This is a genomic window from Vibrio vulnificus CMCP6 (genome assembly GCF_000039765.1).
Lineage (GTDB): Bacteria > Pseudomonadota > Gammaproteobacteria > Enterobacterales > Vibrionaceae > Vibrio > Vibrio vulnificus_B.
The window spans coordinates 440228-457207 of sequence record NC_004459.3 but is presented as its reverse complement, the minus strand read 5'-3'; the positions used below and the strand labels follow the sequence as shown (position 1 = coordinate 457207).

The following is a 16980-nucleotide window of genomic DNA, read 5'->3' as shown; positions in this document are numbered from 1 at the left end:
GATGTATTCTTTCAATGACACATTGGGCTATCACGCCCCTTTAGATGTGAATAATCTGCCTGACGATAAAACGGCCATTACGATTGAGAACTTGGATCTGCACTATGGTCAAAGTCAGGCACTGTACGACATTTCGATGCGCATTCCCAAAGGGAGAGTGACGGCATTTATCGGTCCGTCAGGTTGTGGTAAGTCAACGTTGCTGCGTTGTATTAATCGCATGAACGATCTAGTGGAAGGATGCAAAGTGACAGGCAGCGTTAAGCTGTATGGCAGCAATGTTTACGATCCTAGTGTCGACGTTGCAACCTTAAGGCGTCGGGTCGGGATGGTGTTTCAAAGGCCCAATCCATTTCCTAAATCCATCTATGAAAATGTGGTGTATGGTTTACGCTTGCAAGGTGTGAAAAATAGCCGAACGCTTGATGACGCAGTAGAGCGATCTTTACGCTCGGCGGCGTTATGGGATGAAGTGAAAGACCGCCTGCATGAGAATGCCTTTGGTCTCTCTGGTGGGCAACAGCAGCGATTGGTCATTGCCCGAGCGGTCGCCATCGAGCCAGAAGTGCTGTTATTGGACGAACCAACATCGGCTTTGGATCCTATATCAACTTTAACGATTGAAGAGCTTATCAACGACCTAAAGACTCAATATACTGTGGTCATTGTCACTCACAACATGCAGCAAGCTGCGCGAGTGAGCGACTATACTGCCTTTATCCACATGGGTAAGCTCATTGAGTATTCGGACGCAGATACCATCTTCACCTCTCCGATGAAAAAGCAAACTGAAGATTACATTACTGGCCGCTACGGCTAGCACATATTTTAGATAAGGATCGTTATGCATTTCGGGCGTCATATCTCAGGGCAATTCAATGTAGAACTTGAGTCTATTCGTACTCATGTCTTGACGATGGGGGGCTTGGTTGAACAACAGCTTTCTTTTGCCATGCAAGCGCTGCATAACGACGATATCGATCTTGCCAGACGAGTGGTGCGTGATGATCACAAAGTCAATGCGATGGAAGTTTCCATTGATGATGCCTGCACGAGAATCATTGCCAAGCGTCAGCCAACCGCAAAAGATTTGCGCCTTATCATGGCGATCATCAAAACCATTACCGATTTAGAACGCATTGGTGATGTGGCAACTAAAATGGCCTATGTCGCCATAGAAAGCCCTTCATCAAAAGAGCGTCAGTTTAATGTTTCCTTAGAGCCACTGGCTCGACAAGCTATTCAGATGCTGCACTTGGTGTTAGACGCGTTTGCGCGGATGGACGTGGATGCGGCAGCCGAAGTGCACAAAATGGACGATAAAATCGATGCGGAGTATGAGGCGGTGATTCGCCAGCTTATGACGTATATGATGGAAAATCCGAAGAATATCCCCAACATCCTTCAAGTAATGTGGTCTGCTCGTGCGATTGAACGAGTTGGTGATCGTTGCCAAAATATCTGCGAGTACATCATCTATTTCGTCAAGGGAAAAGATGTGCGTCATTTGGGTGATCAAGGGATCAATGACGCACTGAGATAATCGTTAGAAACGTAAGCCAAAGCCGAGATTAAAGTTAGGCGAGGTATCGGATGGGATATACGTTGCATTGGTGTCAAACACGTTGAAGTCAACACCGGCGCGTAAAAACAAATGTTGGTTTGCTTGGAATACATAGCTACCACCAATGCTTAAACCATTCGCTGTTTTATGCTCTTCTCTTAAATAGCCATCATATTGAGCCAACCCTAGGCTTGCCTGAAAACCATGCTGTTTGCTGGCACCAAACATTTGTTGAAAACCAACACGGTATGAATAGATTTCTTCATCGTAGATTTTGCTCTCATAACGCGTTTTCGCCAACTCGGCAAACACCGCATCAAAACCGAGAGTGTTTGTTAAACCCACTTGAATTCCGGCACCTTTATAAGGACCCAGTTTGAGCTCTGGTGAAATAGTGATTCCCGCGTAAGCACTAGAGCAAATAAGTGAAGAGAGAATTATCGCCATCTTTTTCATGATATTACCTAAAAGTTGATTGTATTAAGATGGAGTTCCATTCCTGTATGAGGTTATCTTGGTTATTAATTTTGTTTATGTATAAGTCGCAATGGTTATCTCTTTAATAAGTCCTGCTTATTATGTGTGTTAAAATGAAATGGTTCCGCCCATCGACCAACTTACATTGGTGCTTTGGCTTCCGTAATAGGTACCATTAGGGCTTAAAATATTGGCTTTGAGATAAGGATAAATTTTCCATATTGATCGCATGGTGCCGATTGAGAATTCCCATTCGTTGGCGTGTCCTTGATTGAAATCGATCATGTCTGAGCGATCAATGGCGTAATGATGTTCGTATCGGCCAGTAACATAAAGAGACTGAAAATAGCGGGCTACAGAAGCATACATGGAATACTTATCAGAATCGTCCACTGTAATCCAAGTAAAGCCGTTGCGCGTAAACTCTCCTGTGATACCCAGCTTAGTCGAATAGTCATCAAAACGGTGCGTGGTTGAAAAATCTAAAAAATGGCTTTTGGTTTTTACACCATCAACTTCCAGAGCGTCATTCATCAGCCAATCATCTTCTAAGCCAAACTCATAGTAAGCGTTGGCGGTCCATTGTGATGACAAACGGTGTTGGTAGCCAACACCAATGCCTAACCATTCATTGCTATCTGCGCCAATGTATAAATAACTTTTATCGGTGACAGCGGCAGACACTCCGAGTTCAATTAAGTCCTTTTCAATTGAAACACTAAAGCCCGCTTGAACTGCTTCGCTAATAACTAAGCAGCAAAAGGCCATTGCTTTTTTGCTCATGAAAATACCTATTCAGAGATTGGCTCCCACAATGGGAGCCAAAGGAAAGGAGAAGATGTTATAGGTTGATTCGTGCGCGAATCGTATCTCTGACTGCTTGGCGGTCCAATTTAGGTTTTGCTGCTTCAAGTGCTGGAGCGATGCCACCTTTGACGGTGTCGCCACCGACATAAATGATTTCCCCATTGTGAAATACTGCGAAGTTTCCACTGTGTTCACCATCTGTTAGCCTTCGAACCCAATAGACGTTGCCATCTTTATCTTGAACGGTAAATTCATGGTCATTCCAGTATTCACGGGATATTGTGTATTCATTACCATTGGCATCGGTAATTTTATCGCCGTCGATCACGTAAGAGTAAAGTGGTGAATTCCACATCGGAGGTTGCTCTGGGTCATTCCAAGTTGGTGGCAAACGATCAGGGGGATTACCATCGTCAGTTGGGCCACCCCATAGTGGCGGTTGACGATCTGGAGTATTGCCATCGTCAGTTGGGCCACCCCATAGCGGTGGTTGGCGATCTGGAGTGTTTACTGCGTCTTCTGGTGAGTGCCACACTGGTGGAAGCCGATCGGGTGTCGCTTCAGTGCCTGAATGGCCAGCGTTGTTGGCGCTAGAGGAACAACCAGCTAAAACAAGTGAGCTAGTAATGACTAGCGACATCAGTGATTTTTTCATATCAATACCTACAATCTTGAAGTTGAGCTCACGACTAATGAGCAAACGGGATTCGTCTAATCCTTCAGTAAGAGGCAAGTATTGATATGGTAGGGTTGCTTGTAACCATCAATTTGCCTCAGAAATTGATTCCTTGTTTCACATGACAATTTCTGATGGCAATAATGGTTGATAAGTGATGGTGTATCTAATATCAGTTAATTATCTTTATGATAATCTTAAGTTATCACTAAGCTGTTTTTCAAGGACAGCGTTGATCTCGTGGTGTATCCAATGCATTAACGGGTTATTGCGGTTTCTGCTGTGGTAGTAGCTAAATACACCATGCATAAACGGCCGACCAGCCACTAAAATGTCAAGCGCTCTTAGATTGGGGTACTGTGCGAGAGGAAATAAATTGGAGTGAGGCATAAAGTAGTTGGTATGTTGAACAATATCGATCACGGCAAGAATGATCTCTGAGCGAAAGCCAACGGTTGGAGTGGCACCTTCTTTTTCCATTAGTTGCGCTGCATGGGTAAAGTTGTCATTCCATCCTGGAGTGATAATTGAAGCGATAGGGTAAGGTTCGAGATCTTTTGCTGTCACTGTTTGTTTATCAATCGGATGATCACGTCTTACAATCAGTTTTCCGGTCAGTTCGACCAGCTTTTTACAAGAAATATTCTGCGGAATGTCTTGCTCTAAGTTGACGCCGAAATCGATGGTTCCTTGTTGGATGTTGGTAAAGGTATCTTTGTTCCAACCCACCAGTTCAATCGTACAATTGGGGGCTTGAGTAATAAAGCGAGTGAATAAAGCCCCAGTCAAAGAGGCCATCACAATAGGTGAAAGCGCAATTTTAATTCGGCCAGAAAGCTCGATTGGATTGAACTCATAGGTTTGATTGAGGGCAGAAGCCAACCCGTCGAGATGGGGCGTAATAGCCGTCAACACAGTTTCGGTAAATGGGGTGGCTTCTAAGCCGGTGGGGACTTTGACAAACAGTTCATCACCAAAATGATGGCGCAGTTTTTGTAGTGCTTGGCTAATTGCTGGCTGTGAAACGAACAATCGCTTTGATGCTTTACGCATGTTTTTTTCTTGGTAGAGCACCATGAAGGTGCGCAACAAGTTTAAATCGAGAGAGTAAAATAGATCTTTGGCCATGTTGTATTAATCAGTATTTAAAAGGGACAAAGGTTTGTTCATCAACAGGAGAACGGACGTAGCCCTCTTTATTAAGCTCCGGTAATGTGACGGGTGGATGCACCACATCCTGATAGTCAATACTGCTGAGTAAATGACTAATGCAGTTGAGGCGAGCACGGCGTTTATCATCTGAGGGTACTACCCACCAAGGACAATATTTCGTGTCGGTATAAGCAAACATTTCATCTTTGGCTTTGGAATATTCTGCCCAGCGATTACGCGATTCGAGATCCATCGGGCTAAACTTCCAGCGTTTGATTGGCGTGTTGATGCGTTCGATAAAGCGTTTTTCCTGCTCTTCATCGGAAACGGAGAACCAGTATTTTAGGAGTATGATGCCCGAGCGCTGTAGCATGCGCTCAAATTCAGGACAGGATCGCAAAAACTCTTCATATTCCTCCTCACTGCAAAATCCCATCACTTTTTCCACACCAGCGCGATTATACCAGCTGCGATCAAACAGCACGATTTCACCGCCGGCAGGTAAATGCGCAACATAACGTTGGAAATACCATTGCGTTTTTTCTTTCTCTGTCGGAGCAGGCAATGCTGCGATACGACAGACGCGAGGATTCAGTTTTTCAGTAATGCGTTTGATAACACCGCCTTTACCAGCGGCATCTCGCCCTTCAAAAATGACGACGACTTTGAGTTTTTTATGCTTAACCCATTCTTGAAGTTTGACTAACTCAATTTGTAAGTTCTCGAGTTCTTGTTCATAGAACTTTTTTTTCAGCTTTCCCATACGCCCTCCTTTGCTTTGTTAAATCATAGCATTGAAGGAGGGCGTTCGGGCAGTTAGCTGATTGATTTGAGAGCTAATACGGTATTGCGAATGGTGGCTGTATGGGTAATCGGGATAATAAAATCGTCTTGGTCCGCTGCGCCCATCTTGCTGTCAGAAGCAATAAAGGTCATTTTGCTTGGGCGAGTGCTCTTGCCTGAAAGATGCACTTCTTTAACCCCTGTTGTCAGTGCCAGATCGGCAACGTTAACAGGGGAGACACCTGCGCCAGCCATGATAGCGAGGCGAGATTGGCTGTGAGCCACGAGCTGAGTCAGTATTTCTTTACCTAAAGGCGCGCTGGCGGCAAGCCCGGAAGTTAAGATTCGCTCGCATCCAAGGTCAATGATCTGCTCCAAAGCGGCAAAAGGTTCTCGGCATTGATCAAAAGCACGGTGAAAAGTTACGCCAAGCTGTAGCGAGTGGGCGAGTTCGACCAATATGCGGGTTCTTGCGACATCAATATCGCCATCTGCTGTCAGCAGGCCAAATACCACGCCTTGTAAGCCTGCTTGCTGAGCGGACAAAATATCTTGCTGCATGATCGCAAATTCATCATCGCTGTATAAGAAGTCTCCCTGTCTTGGCCTGATCATGGCGTAAATCGGAACCGTCGACAATTTTGCCGCAAGGGTCATAAACCCATAACTAGGGGTTAACCCACCTAATGCGAGGGAAGAACAAAGCTCAATCCGAGTTGCGCCACCTTCAAGAGCATTGTGTAGAGATTCGATATTATCGATACAAACTTCGACTTGGTAACTCATGTTTTTTCGTTTGAATAGAGAGAACAGAGGTTCATCATAGCAGGAGCATGGTGAAGAATAGGGGTAAACTTTTTCGCTTCAATTACCGGGTTTAAGAGGGTGTTTTGTGCGAAAAAGAAAAGCCCGATGCAATGCATCGGGCTTTGGAAGGACTTTACTTTATACTGATTGGCGCGTTGCGGTTTCCGCAATCTATTGTTTTATTACGCTCTTTGAGCGTTTCCAACCATTCACCCGTTTGAGCTCGGGCGTTAAAGAACCTTATTTTTTAAGGTCAGCTGCGTGCTCAGATAGGAACGCTGCAACACCTTGAGGTGATGCGTCCATACCTGCTTTACCTTCTTCCCATTGAGCAGGACATACTTCGCCGTGCTTCTGGTGGAAGTTCAGTGCATCAACCATGCGTAGCATTTCGTCGATGTTACGACCTAGAGGTAGATCGTTCACTACTTGGTGACGTACTAAACCATCTTCGTCGATTAGGAAAGAGCCACGGAAAGCAACGCCTGCTTCTGGGTGCTCAACATCGTACGCTTGACAGATTTCGTGTTTAACGTCAGCAATTAGAGGGTATTTAACTTGACCGATACCGCCATTTTCAACTGGCGTGTTACGCCATGCGTTGTGAGAAAACTGAGAGTCGATAGAAACACCGATCACTTCAACGCCTTTTGCTTTGAAATCTTCGTAACGGTTGTCGAATGCGATCAGTTCAGATGGGCAAACGAAAGTGAAGTCTAGTGGGTAGAAGAAAACAACAGCTTTCTTACCTTTAGTAAACTCTGCAAAATTGAAGTTATCAACGATCTCACCGTTACCTAGAACAGCAGCTGCAGTAAAATCAGGGGCTTGACGACCTACTAGTACCATTTTTTTGCTCCTAAAAATGTCTTATTTCTAAACCAGAGATTAAGTTTTTGGCTTAGTCCGTGTTTGTACGCGACAAACTATAGTACAGATTGTAGTATTGAAAAAAGCGAATTAAATAGATTAACTTCATCGAAAAAAGCGATAAGAGCAATTCTATCGAGTTAATCATACAAACGATGGTAAGTATTAATAATTTTATGAATAAATGGCCCAGTCTGAAGCAGTTACACTATCTGATTACCCTGCATGAAACGCGACATTTTAGTGACGCCGCTGAACGTTGCTTTGTGAGCCAATCGACGTTAAGTAAAGGCATACAAAATTTAGAAGAGTTGATCGGCTGTCCTCTCTATGAGAAGAAAGACAAAAAAAGCCCTTTGGTTTTTACTCAGGCAGGTGAACTGGTGGTAATGCATGGCAGAGAACTATTGGCAAAGGGGCAAGACTTGGTTGAACTGGGTAGCCTTTGTCAAGGAGACAGCATGCAAGGGCAATTGAAACTGGGCTGTATTCCTACCATCGCACCATTTTTGTTGTGCGATTTAGTACAAGAGATCAACCAACGTTTTCCTCAGCTGAATCTTCTATTACGTGAAGATACAACAACCAACTTGTTGACGGCTTTACGTCACGGCGAATTGGACGTATTGATCCTCGCCTTACCCGTTGAGATCGATGGGATGGAAAGTCGCGTTGTCGGACAAGATCCTTTTAAAATGGTGATCAGTCGCCATCAAGCTGGGGCGATTAAAGTGCCAATAAAATATGACGACTTGCCTGACGAGTCGGTATTTTTATTGGAAAAAGAGCATTGTCTGACTGAACACGCGGTGTCGGCCTGTAAACTGACTGACAAAGAGAAGATTAACCCATTTAGTGCGACCAGTTTGCATACCTTAGTGCAAATGGTGGCAAATGGACTTGGCACCACCTTTATTCCTCAAATGGCCATCGATCACGGTCTACTGGACAACCAAAACTTAGTGGTGATCGAGCCTCCTGGCCAGCAAGCTTATCGTGATATTGGGCTGGTTTGGCGGCCAAGTTCTTCACGCAGTAAAACATTTAATCAACTTGCAGAGGTTGTTTCAGAACTGCTTTAGCAAATAGTAGTAGCCAGTAAATCGCAGTAATCAATAAAAAGCGCACTAATTTTAGTGCGTTTTTTAGTATTTTATTCTGATGGTGTAGTTTGACTTGTAAAATTTCACATAACTTTCTTAATGAAGCTTTCATAAAATTGTGAAATTTCACATTGTTAATTTTACATATACAACTTGTTTCTCTGTTTAAACTTCCACCTCAAATCTCCCCTGAAGTCTTAGCTCTACAGGCTTTCACTCCTTTCAGATGAATTCATACGCTTGTTTAAAACTGATTTTTGTAAGCTTACTTAGTGTAATTAAATTACGTAATTAATTACACATTGATATCAAAAATCAAGCACTTGTTTGAAACGGAATAAAACTTTGAATTTAACCTTTTGTTTACTTTTGAACTTTTACTCTAATGCTTGTTGGTGTAAGTTAATTAAAGGCTTGTAAGACTTATGTCTAGATTGTCATGTGACGTCTCATCATGGATGTTATAAGCGTAAAGACGAAATGCTGGATGGATTTTTGAACAAAGTGATGGTTTGGTTTTTGTGGTTTAAAACTTACAAATGTTGTTCTGGAATCGTCGTAAAGCAAAATGAAAGGAAGAAGAATGATGCTTGCTCAAACGCCCGAAAAAGAAAACACACAGGCTGAACAACAGACCCAAGGCATGCTTGAAGTAACAGGAACCCTGTCTCCTGAACATCAAGCTATTTTCCCTGTTGAAGCCCAAACCTTTTTATCTCAGCTGTGTGAGCGATTCTCATTGCGCGTCGATCAATTGTTAACTGCCCGTGAAGAGAGACAGAACAAGATCGATCAAGGAGAGTTACCTGATTTTCTTACAGAGACTCAGGATATTCGAGAAGGGAGCTGGAAAATTTTGGGGATTCCCAACGATCTGCAAGATCGTCGAGTCGAAATTACCGGGCCAACCGATCGTAAAATGGTGATCAACGCCCTAAACGCCAATGTAAAAGTCTTTATGGCGGATTTCGAAGACTCGATGTCTCCAGCTTGGGATAAGGTGTTGGATGGCCAGATCAACTTGCGTGATGCGGTCAATGGCACCATCTCCTATTCCAACCCCGATAATGGCAAGCATTATCAGCTGGGCAACGATCCAGCGGTGTTGATCTGCCGTGTCCGCGGTCTTCATTTAAAAGAAAAGCATGTGACGTGGCGCGGTCAGATCATTCCAGGTTCCTTATTTGATTTTGCTCTTTATTTCTTTAACAACCACAAAGCGTTGTTGAAAAAAGGCAGTGGTCCTTATTTCTATCTTCCTAAGTTACAGTCTCATCATGAGGCGAAATGGTGGAGTGAAGTGTTCCATTTCACCGAAGAGTATTTCGGTTTGGATACTGGCACTATCAAAGCCACGGTATTGATCGAGACGCTGCCTGCCGTCTTTGAAATGGATGAGATTCTCTTCTCGTTAAAAGAGCATATTGTTGGCCTCAACTGTGGCCGTTGGGATTACATTTTTAGCTATATCAAAACACTGAAAAAGCACCCAGACCGTGTGCTGCCTGATCGTCAGGTGGTTACCATGGACAAGCCGTTCCTCAATGCTTACTCGCGTTTACTTGTCCGCACCTGTCATAAACGTGGCGCGTTTGCGATGGGAGGGATGGCTGCCTTTATCCCAGCCAAAGATCCACAAGAGAATCAAAAGGTATTGGATAAGATCCAGAACGATAAATCACTCGAAGCCAGCAATGGCCATGATGGCACTTGGGTTGCGCATCCTGGTTTAGCCGACACCGCCATGGACGTGTTTAATCGTGCTCTAGGTGAGCGTAAAAACCAGCTTGATGTCACTCGCCAAGACGATGCGCCGATTACAGCTAAACAGTTACTTGAGCCTTGTGATGGAGCAAGAACAGAACAAGGTATGAGACACAATATTCGTGTTGCATTGCAGTACATAGAGGCGTGGATCTCGGGGAATGGCTGTGTACCGATTTATGGCTTGATGGAAGATGCAGCGACCGCAGAGATCTCACGCGCTTCTATCTGGCAGTGGATTCAACATAGTAAGTCGTTAGATAACGGTGAAGTGGTGACCAAAGCGTTGTTTAAGCGTTATCTCGACGAAGAGATTCAAGTCGTAAAACAAGAAGTGGGGGAGACTCGTTTTGACTCAGGCCGTTTCCATGAAGCCGCCGAATTGATGGCTAGCCTGACCACCAGTGATGAGCTAACCAACTTCTTAACCGTACCGGGTTATGACTACCTAGATTAATGAGTAAACCAATCAACAACTAATAACGTGAACCTTCATTGGCGGAGCAGGATGTACCGCTAACGAAATGGAATATATAGCGCACTCAATTTTAATAATCAGCGCTCATCAAAAGAGGGATAGACCGATGACAAACTTAACTCGCCGCCAGCAAATCGAAGCTCTGGAAAAAGATTGGGCAACCAATCCTCGTTGGAAAAACGTCAAACGCACTTACACAGCTGAGGAAGTGGTGGCCTTACGTGGCTCTATGGTGCCAGCTAATACCATCGCGCAGCGTGGTGCCGACAAGTTGTGGTCGTTGGTGAATGGTAGCTCGAAAAAAGGCTATGTGAATTGTCTAGGCGCACTAACCGGTGGCCAAGCGGTGCAGCAAGCCAAAGCGGGGATAGAAGCGATCTACCTATCGGGTTGGCAGGTTGCAGCGGATAACAACACCGCCTCGACCATGTACCCAGACCAATCACTCTACCCTGTGGATTCGGTTCCTTCAGTCGTCAAACGCATTAACAATTCGTTCCGTCGCGCAGACCAAATTCAATGGTCGAATGGTAAGTCGCCAGAAGAGGGTGGAATTGATTACTTCTTGCCTATCGTTGCTGATGCAGAAGCGGGCTTTGGTGGTGTGCTGAATGCGTATGAACTGATGAAGTCGATGATTGAAGCGGGGGCTGCGGGTGTACACTTTGAAGACCAATTGGCTTCGGTGAAGAAGTGTGGCCATATGGGCGGTAAAGTATTGGTTCCAACGCAAGAGGCGGTACAAAAACTGGTTGCTGCGCGTCTAGCCGCAGATGTTGCTGGCACAACAACACTGGTGATTGCTCGAACCGATGCCAATGCGGCGGACTTGTTGACGTCAGATTGTGACCCATATGACGCAGACTTTATTGTTGGCGAGCGCACTCAGGAAGGTTTCTATCGTGTTCGTGCAGGGATTGACCAAGCGATCTCACGTGGCCTTGCTTATGCGCCATATGCGGATCTTATTTGGTGTGAAACGGCAACTCCGTGTCTTGAAGAAGCACGTAAGTTTGCTGAGGCTATTCATGCGGAATACCCAGACCAACTGTTGGCATACAACTGCTCGCCATCATTTAACTGGGAGAAGAACTTGGATGCAGAGACCATTGCTAAGTTCCAACAAGAACTCGCAGATATGGGCTATAAGTACCAGTTCATCACCCTAGCTGGTATTCACAACATGTGGTTCAACATGTTTGAACTGGCACACGCATATGCTCAAGGTGAAGGTATGCGTCACTACGTTGAGAAAGTTCAGCGTCCTGAATTTGAAGCGGCGGAAAAAGGCTACACCTTCGTTGCACACCAACAAGAAGTAGGTACGGGTTACTTTGATAAGATGACCAACACCATCCAAGGTGGTAACTCTTCAGTCACGGCACTGACGGGCTCTACCGAAGAAGACCAGTTCCATTAATACCTTTCCATCTTTAGGTATTAACCACTGCAAGAGCGGCGAAAGCCGCTCTTTTTCCTTTCCTATCAGGACAAACAAGGATCTCGCAGCTAAGAGTGTCGCGGGAATTACAAATCGTCTTCGACTTCTAACTCTTCTGGTTCGGCTTCTTCTTGCAGCTCCAGCAGATTGATCGCGATAGTGACGAAATCGGTGTCAGTAATGATTCCCACTAAATGGCCTTTCTCTACTACCGGTAAACAGCCGACTTTATGTTTTTGCATGTAGATCGCACTTTCTTTTAGTCCCGCTTTGGGTTCAACGGTCATGATACTGGTGTGCATTACTTCATACAAAGGGGTAGCAGTAGTGTAAGAGTTTTCAGCAGACGATTTGTGTAAGCTGGATTCTTGCGCGGAAAGCAAATCACGTTGAGTGACGATACCGAGCAGCTGTTTGTTTGCATCGACAACGGGAATGTGTCGAATATCCAGTGCTTCCATCATATTTTTGGCGTCACCTAATGTGTGTGAACGCAACAAGGTATGAGGGTGGCGAGTCATCATATCTTCGACTTTTATCATGGTGTCCTCCTAGAGTTCCGTTCTCTTTTTACTATAGAAACAAATGGCATAAATATCTGGGAGCTAGACCATTTTTCCGCAACAAAATTGATGCGAGTCAGTTTGCATTTTGGGCGTAAGTGTTGCGTTCTAGGCGAGTGTGGAAAAGACATTCCTCGCACATTTTCTGGCAAGGGATTTCACAATTAAACAGGCTGCATGAATATGAGCTCAGTTGAGCGATAAGTGGTCTTTATTATGTGGAAAAAAACAGTTCTTTTGTCAGGGATGTTGGCGATCAGTAGTGGTGCCCAAGCCATTATTATGGGGGAGGCGGATCCGGATGCAACGTATCGAGTGACCATTCGTGCCAGTAATATGGCAGAGTTTCCAATTTGTGGCGGGACTGTCGTTGCACCTCGCTGGGTGTTGACCGCGGCACACTGTGTGGTGATGGGCGAAGGCACCAATGTCGCCAGTTACTATGTGACGAAGCCTAGTGAGATTTCAGTCACGGCGAGAACACCGGATCTTAATAGTTCAACAACGGACAATTACTTCACTGTTTCACATGTGGTGGTACACCCGAAATACACTCGCTTAACGGAATACAAGAAGAATAATGACGATAGCTATACTTTGGTCAGCACCAGTTTAGATAGCGATGTTGCACTACTTTATCTCGACCGCCCCGTTACCGGAGCTCCTCTCTCAGATTTGCCCACAGCGGCAGAAATGAGCGAGATAGAAAGCCGACTCAATAAAGAATGGGATGATGAATTTGCTACCAACGTCCGAGTGAAAAATGTCACCGCGTCTGGCTGGGGGGCAACTGTCGCGGATGCGTCAACTCCAGCCATCACTTTGCAAAAAACACAGTTAACTTATCTGCCCATAGCAAATTGCTATCAACGATTAGAGCTAGGTAACCACTTACCGGGTATTATTGAAGCCCCAACCAATGTGACTAAGATCTGTACCATGCCCAATGAAGTGTTGCCTTGGCAGCCAGATGAACGCACTCAGTATGGCAATAATGTGTGTAAAGGCGACAGTGGTGGCCCTTTGATTGACGATGTCACTGGCAAACAAATTGGTATTGTGAGCGGCATTCCGCTCATTACGCCGATTTGCGCCTCGGTTACGCAGCCCAGTTTCTATACCAGAGTGAGCAATTACTACGACTGGATTCAAAGCTATATTACGGCAGCCAACCCTCCAAGCAGCCACATTCTAAAACCAGACTTCATTTTGAATGCGGGTTCTGGTGGTGACGGCGGTTCAGGTGGTGATAACGGCAATGGGACAGGCGGAAATGGCGAAGGTTGCCACGGGGGGATTTCAACCAACAGTTGCAGTTTTAGTGGTACTGCAGAAGGTGGAAGCCTTGGCGCGTTGACGCTTTTGGCCCTGTTTGTGCTGGGTCGGTATCGTCGAAAAGTCGCTTAACTTAGCCACAAGCCGTGTTTGCTATGTCTGCGCTCCACTCATTTGAGAGGAGCGTTATTCTTTCTTTGCGTCCCCCCTCAAGCTGACGGGAAGTTGTTACATTCTCAATCTGAACTTTTCTTGCTATTGACTGGTCTCGCTCTATACTAGCCCACTGCGAAAATTTTACTCGCAACAGAATTCCTTTATTTCGACAAATTTACCAAGAGCAGTAGCATGCAAGTTTCAGATTTTCACTTTGACTTACCTGACGAACTGATCGCTCGTTATCCTCAATCGGAGCGTACCGCCAGTCGTCTACTTCAGCTAAATGGCAACACCGGCGCTGTAAAAGATGGCTCGTTCAAAGATGTGTTGGAGCTGGTTCAAGCAGGGGATCTTTTGGTGTTTAACAACACGCGAGTGATTCCTGCACGCATGTTTGGTCGTAAAGAATCTGGCGGCAAGTTGGAAGTCTTGGTCGAGCGCATGCTTGATGAGAAACGCTTCCTCGCGCATGTACGCAGTTCTAAGTCTCCGAAACCGGGTACGTTAGTCTTTCTTGGGGAAGAAGACCAATACTCAGCAGAGATGGTGGCGCGCCAAGATGCGTTGTTTGAGCTCCATTTAAAGGCAGACAAAACCATTCTCGAAGTGTTGGAAGAAATTGGCCATATGCCTCTTCCACCTTACATTGACCGCCCAGATGAGGATGCGGATAAAGAGCGTTACCAAACGGTTTATAACCAAAAACCGGGTGCGGTTGCTGCACCGACGGCGGGATTGCATTTTGACAATCAGCTGCTTGAGCAGATCAAAGCCAAAGGCGCTGAGTTTGCGTACGTGACGTTGCATGTCGGTGCTGGCACATTTCAGCCAGTGAAAGTGGACAATATTCTTGAGCATCACATGCACTCTGAGTACGCAGAAGTACCACAAGAGGTGGTGGATGCGATTAACGCCACGAAAGCACGTGGTGGCCGCGTCATTGCGGTTGGTACCACGTCAGTACGCTCTCTAGAGAGCGCGGCGCAAGAGTCGTTGAAAAACGGCACAGAGTTGATGCCTTTCTTTGGCGATACGGAAATCTTCATTTTCCCTGGCTATCAATATCAGTTGGTGGACTGTTTGATCACCAATTTCCATTTGCCAGAATCGACGCTGATTATGCTGGTGAGTGCATTTGCCGGTTATGACCATACCATGAATGCGTATCAGCATGCCGTGTCCAATCAATATCGTTTTTTCTCTTACGGGGATGCGATGTTCATTGAGAAGAAAACGCAATAAGCCATAAAAAGCGCAACAAATGTTATCTAAAGTGAAGTAAGTTTCATTTTAGTGGTGCAGATCGGGATAATCTTGGCTGCATGCAAAACGAGTGCTAGCAGCAGGCTAGAGGGATGGATTACTCCATTTTTTCGCAAGGAAACCGCGACCGCTCTGGTGGGACGGAAACGTCCGTGACAATACCGTCAGACTGTTTCTCTGACGTTGGAGGCTTCGTGAAATTAAAATTTGATCTTAAAAAGAAAAATGGCAATGCCCGTCGTGGTCAATTGACATTTGAACGTGGAACTGTGCAAACCCCGGCGTTTATGCCTGTAGGTACTTACGGTACCGTCAAAGGTATGACACCAGAAGAAGTAAAAGAGACGGGTGCAGAAATTCTACTAGGCAACACATTCCACTTATGGCTACGTCCTGGCCAAGAAGTGATGAAAATGCACGGCGATCTGCACGATTTCATGAACTGGCAAGGTCCTATCTTGACTGACTCAGGCGGTTTCCAAGTATTCAGCCTTGGTGATATTCGTAAAATTACCGAAGAAGGTGTGCATTTCCGCAACCCAGTAAACGGTGACAAGATTTTCATGGATGCTGAGAAATCGATGGAAATTCAAAAAGACCTAGGTTCTGACATCGTAATGATTTTCGATGAGTGTACGCCTTACCCTGCGACTCACGCTGAAGCGAAAAAATCGATGGAAATGTCTCTGCGTTGGGCACAACGCTCGCGTGACCATTTCGATAAGCTCGAAAACCCAAACAACCTGTTTGGCATTGTTCAAGGCGGTGTCTACGAAGATCTTCGTGATGTGTCAGTTAAAGGCCTAACAGAGATTGGTTTTGATGGCTATGCGGTCGGTGGTCTTGCGGTTGGCGAACCTAAAGAAGACATGCATCGCGTACTTGAGCACACCTGTCCTCAGTTACCAGAAGATAAACCGCGTTACCTGATGGGCGTGGGCAAACCAGAAGACTTGGTTGAAGGGGTTCGTCGCGGTATCGACATGTTTGACTGTGTAATGCCAACGCGAAATGCGCGTAATGGACACCTATTTGTGACTGGTGGTGTGATCAAGATCCGTAATGCGACACATAAAACGGATACAACCCCTCTCGATCCGCACTGTGACTGTTACACTTGCAAAAATTACTCTAAGTCGTATCTGCACCACTTGGACCGTTGTAATGAAATCCTTGGTGCTCGCTTAAACACTATCCATAACCTGCGTTATTACCAACGTCTCATGGAAAGCATTCGTAAAGCGATTGATGAAGATCGCTTCGAGCAGTTTGTGGAAGAGTTCTACGCTCGACGCAATCGCGAAGTGCCACCACTTGGTAAACAGGCATAAGTTCGCAATAGTAAAAAAGTGTTACGCCATCTTGTTTTTGTGAGTGAACTCGCTTGAAAATGAGGTGGCGTTACCCAATTTATTGGATTATTAATAAAAATTAATGAGGATGTTTTAATGTTTATCTCTCAAGCTCACGCAGCAGCAGAAGGCGCACAACAAGGCGGCATGTTCGAAATGCTCATCATGTTGGGTATGTTCGGTGTGATTTTCTACTTCATGATTTACCGTCCACAAGCGAAACGTGTTAAAGAGCACAAGAGCCTAATGGCATCCATGGGTAAAGGTGATGAAGTTCTGACCAATGGTGGTCTTGTGGGTAAAATCACTAAGATTGCAGAAGACAATGACTTCGTGACAATCGAACTTAACCCAAACAACGAAGTTGTGATCAAAAAAGACTTCGTTACCGCTGTGCTACCAAAAGGTACGCTTAAATCTCTATAAAACAGCTAGAGGATCCTCGC

General features: G+C 45.3%; 17 protein-coding genes. 9 read left to right on the top strand and 8 right to left on the bottom strand.

Annotation, left to right across the window (positions count from 1 at the left end; genetic code table 11):
- Position 1: 1 nt before the first annotated feature.
- Entirely contained in the window at positions 2-820 is an 819-nt protein-coding gene (gene pstB, locus VV1_RS02255; RefSeq protein WP_011078559.1) for a phosphate ABC transporter ATP-binding protein PstB, read from the top strand.
- 24 nt (positions 821-844) lie between these two features.
- Complete coding sequence (gene phoU, locus VV1_RS02250; RefSeq protein WP_011078558.1) at positions 845-1543, top strand: phosphate signaling complex protein PhoU; 699 nt, start codon at positions 845-847, stop codon at positions 1541-1543.
- A gap of 3 nt (positions 1544-1546) precedes the next feature.
- On the opposite strand, the gene VV1_RS02245 is transcribed toward phoU, so the two are convergent.
- From VV1_RS02245 to VV1_RS02215, 7 genes are all read right to left on the bottom strand, one after another.
- The gene (locus VV1_RS02245; protein WP_011078557.1) at positions 1547-2020 is read right to left on the bottom strand and encodes a hypothetical protein; all 474 of its coding nucleotides are present in this window, start codon (positions 2018-2020) and stop codon (positions 1547-1549) included.
- 129 nt (positions 2021-2149) lie between these two features.
- On the bottom strand, positions 2150-2824 hold the full coding sequence (locus tag VV1_RS02240) for a hypothetical protein (RefSeq protein WP_011078556.1): 675 nt from the start codon (positions 2822-2824) through the stop codon (positions 2150-2152).
- A gap of 58 nt (positions 2825-2882) precedes the next feature.
- On the bottom strand, positions 2883-3503 hold the full coding sequence (locus VV1_RS02235; protein ID WP_043921074.1) for a hypothetical protein: 621 nt from the start codon (positions 3501-3503) through the stop codon (positions 2883-2885).
- Positions 3504-3710: 207 nt separating this feature from the next.
- Positions 3711-4652 (bottom strand): LysR family transcriptional regulator, encoded by a 942-nt coding sequence (locus VV1_RS02230; protein ID WP_011078554.1) that lies wholly within the window; start codon positions 4650-4652, stop codon positions 3711-3713.
- Between the two features lie 10 nt (positions 4653-4662).
- Entirely contained in the window at positions 4663-5439 is a 777-nt protein-coding gene (ppk2, locus tag VV1_RS02225; RefSeq protein ID WP_011078553.1) for a polyphosphate kinase 2, read from the bottom strand.
- 53 nt (positions 5440-5492) lie between these two features.
- Complete coding sequence (locus tag VV1_RS02220) at positions 5493-6245, bottom strand: copper homeostasis protein CutC (RefSeq protein ID WP_011078552.1); 753 nt, start codon at positions 6243-6245, stop codon at positions 5493-5495.
- Between the two features lie 261 nt (positions 6246-6506).
- Positions 6507-7115, bottom strand: coding sequence for a peroxiredoxin C (locus tag VV1_RS02215; protein ID WP_011078551.1), 609 nt, complete (start codon positions 7113-7115; stop codon positions 6507-6509).
- A gap of 197 nt (positions 7116-7312) precedes the next feature.
- Here VV1_RS02215 and VV1_RS02210 point away from each other — a divergent pair, with 197 nt between their 5' ends.
- The 3 genes from VV1_RS02210 (at position 7313) to aceA (ending at position 11901) form a co-directional block, all read left to right on the top strand.
- Positions 7313-8218 carry a hydrogen peroxide-inducible genes activator gene (locus VV1_RS02210; protein ID WP_011078550.1) on the top strand — a complete coding sequence of 302 codons (906 nt, stop codon included), beginning with the start codon at positions 7313-7315 and terminating at the stop codon, positions 8216-8218.
- 607 nt (positions 8219-8825) lie between these two features.
- Complete coding sequence (gene aceB, locus VV1_RS02205; protein WP_043921073.1) at positions 8826-10460, top strand: malate synthase A; 1635 nt, start codon at positions 8826-8828, stop codon at positions 10458-10460.
- Between the two features lie 127 nt (positions 10461-10587).
- On the top strand, positions 10588-11901 hold the full coding sequence (gene aceA / locus VV1_RS02200) for an isocitrate lyase (protein ID WP_011078548.1): 1314 nt from the start codon (positions 10588-10590) through the stop codon (positions 11899-11901).
- Positions 11902-12008: 107 nt separating this feature from the next.
- On the opposite strand, the gene VV1_RS02195 is transcribed toward aceA, so the two are convergent.
- Complete coding sequence (locus VV1_RS02195; protein ID WP_011078547.1) at positions 12009-12464, bottom strand: CBS domain-containing protein; 456 nt, start codon at positions 12462-12464, stop codon at positions 12009-12011.
- Positions 12465-12689: 225 nt separating this feature from the next.
- Here VV1_RS02195 and VV1_RS02190 point away from each other — a divergent pair, with 225 nt between their 5' ends.
- The 4 genes from VV1_RS02190 to yajC all read left to right on the top strand — a co-directional run bounded on the left by VV1_RS02190 (position 12690) and on the right by yajC (position 16960).
- The gene (locus VV1_RS02190; protein WP_011078546.1) at positions 12690-13892 is read left to right on the top strand and encodes a trypsin-like serine protease; all 1203 of its coding nucleotides are present in this window, start codon (positions 12690-12692) and stop codon (positions 13890-13892) included.
- A 216-nt stretch (positions 13893-14108) separates the two neighbouring features.
- Positions 14109-15161: a tRNA preQ1(34) S-adenosylmethionine ribosyltransferase-isomerase QueA gene (gene queA, locus VV1_RS02185; RefSeq protein WP_011078545.1), complete on the top strand. Its 1053-nt coding sequence runs from the start codon at positions 14109-14111 to the stop codon at positions 15159-15161.
- A gap of 215 nt (positions 15162-15376) precedes the next feature.
- Positions 15377-16513 carry a tRNA guanosine(34) transglycosylase Tgt gene (tgt, locus tag VV1_RS02180; protein ID WP_013572355.1) on the top strand — a complete coding sequence of 379 codons (1137 nt, stop codon included), beginning with the start codon at positions 15377-15379 and terminating at the stop codon, positions 16511-16513.
- Between the two features lie 117 nt (positions 16514-16630).
- Positions 16631-16960: a preprotein translocase subunit YajC gene (yajC, locus tag VV1_RS02175; protein WP_011078543.1), complete on the top strand. Its 330-nt coding sequence runs from the start codon at positions 16631-16633 to the stop codon at positions 16958-16960.
- The last annotated feature ends 20 nt before the right edge of the window (positions 16961-16980 follow it).

Coding starts and splice junctions, on each gene's coding strand:
- pstB (WP_011078559.1), top strand. CDS start 2: ATGTATTCTTTCAATGACACATTGGGCTATCACGCCCCTTTAGATGTG.
- phoU (WP_011078558.1), top strand. CDS start 845: ATGCATTTCGGGCGTCATATCTCAGGGCAATTCAATGTAGAACTTGAG.
- VV1_RS02245 (WP_011078557.1), bottom strand. CDS start 2,020: ATGAAAAAGATGGCGATAATTCTCTCTTCACTTATTTGCTCTAGTGCT.
- VV1_RS02240 (WP_011078556.1), bottom strand. CDS start 2,824: ATGAGCAAAAAAGCAATGGCCTTTTGCTGCTTAGTTATTAGCGAAGCA.
- VV1_RS02235 (WP_043921074.1), bottom strand. CDS start 3,503: ATGAAAAAATCACTGATGTCGCTAGTCATTACTAGCTCACTTGTTTTA.
- VV1_RS02230 (WP_011078554.1), bottom strand. CDS start 4,652: ATGGCCAAAGATCTATTTTACTCTCTCGATTTAAACTTGTTGCGCACC.
- ppk2 (WP_011078553.1), bottom strand. CDS start 5,439: ATGGGAAAGCTGAAAAAAAAGTTCTATGAACAAGAACTCGAGAACTTA.
- VV1_RS02220 (WP_011078552.1), bottom strand. CDS start 6,245: ATGAGTTACCAAGTCGAAGTTTGTATCGATAATATCGAATCTCTACAC.
- VV1_RS02215 (WP_011078551.1), bottom strand. CDS start 7,115: ATGGTACTAGTAGGTCGTCAAGCCCCTGATTTTACTGCAGCTGCTGTT.
- VV1_RS02210 (WP_011078550.1), top strand. CDS start 7,313: ATGAATAAATGGCCCAGTCTGAAGCAGTTACACTATCTGATTACCCTG.
- aceB (WP_043921073.1), top strand. CDS start 8,826: ATGCTTGCTCAAACGCCCGAAAAAGAAAACACACAGGCTGAACAACAG.
- aceA (WP_011078548.1), top strand. CDS start 10,588: ATGACAAACTTAACTCGCCGCCAGCAAATCGAAGCTCTGGAAAAAGAT.
- VV1_RS02195 (WP_011078547.1), bottom strand. CDS start 12,464: ATGATAAAAGTCGAAGATATGATGACTCGCCACCCTCATACCTTGTTG.
- queA (WP_011078545.1), top strand. CDS start 14,109: ATGCAAGTTTCAGATTTTCACTTTGACTTACCTGACGAACTGATCGCT.
- yajC (WP_011078543.1), top strand. CDS start 16,631: ATGTTTATCTCTCAAGCTCACGCAGCAGCAGAAGGCGCACAACAAGGC.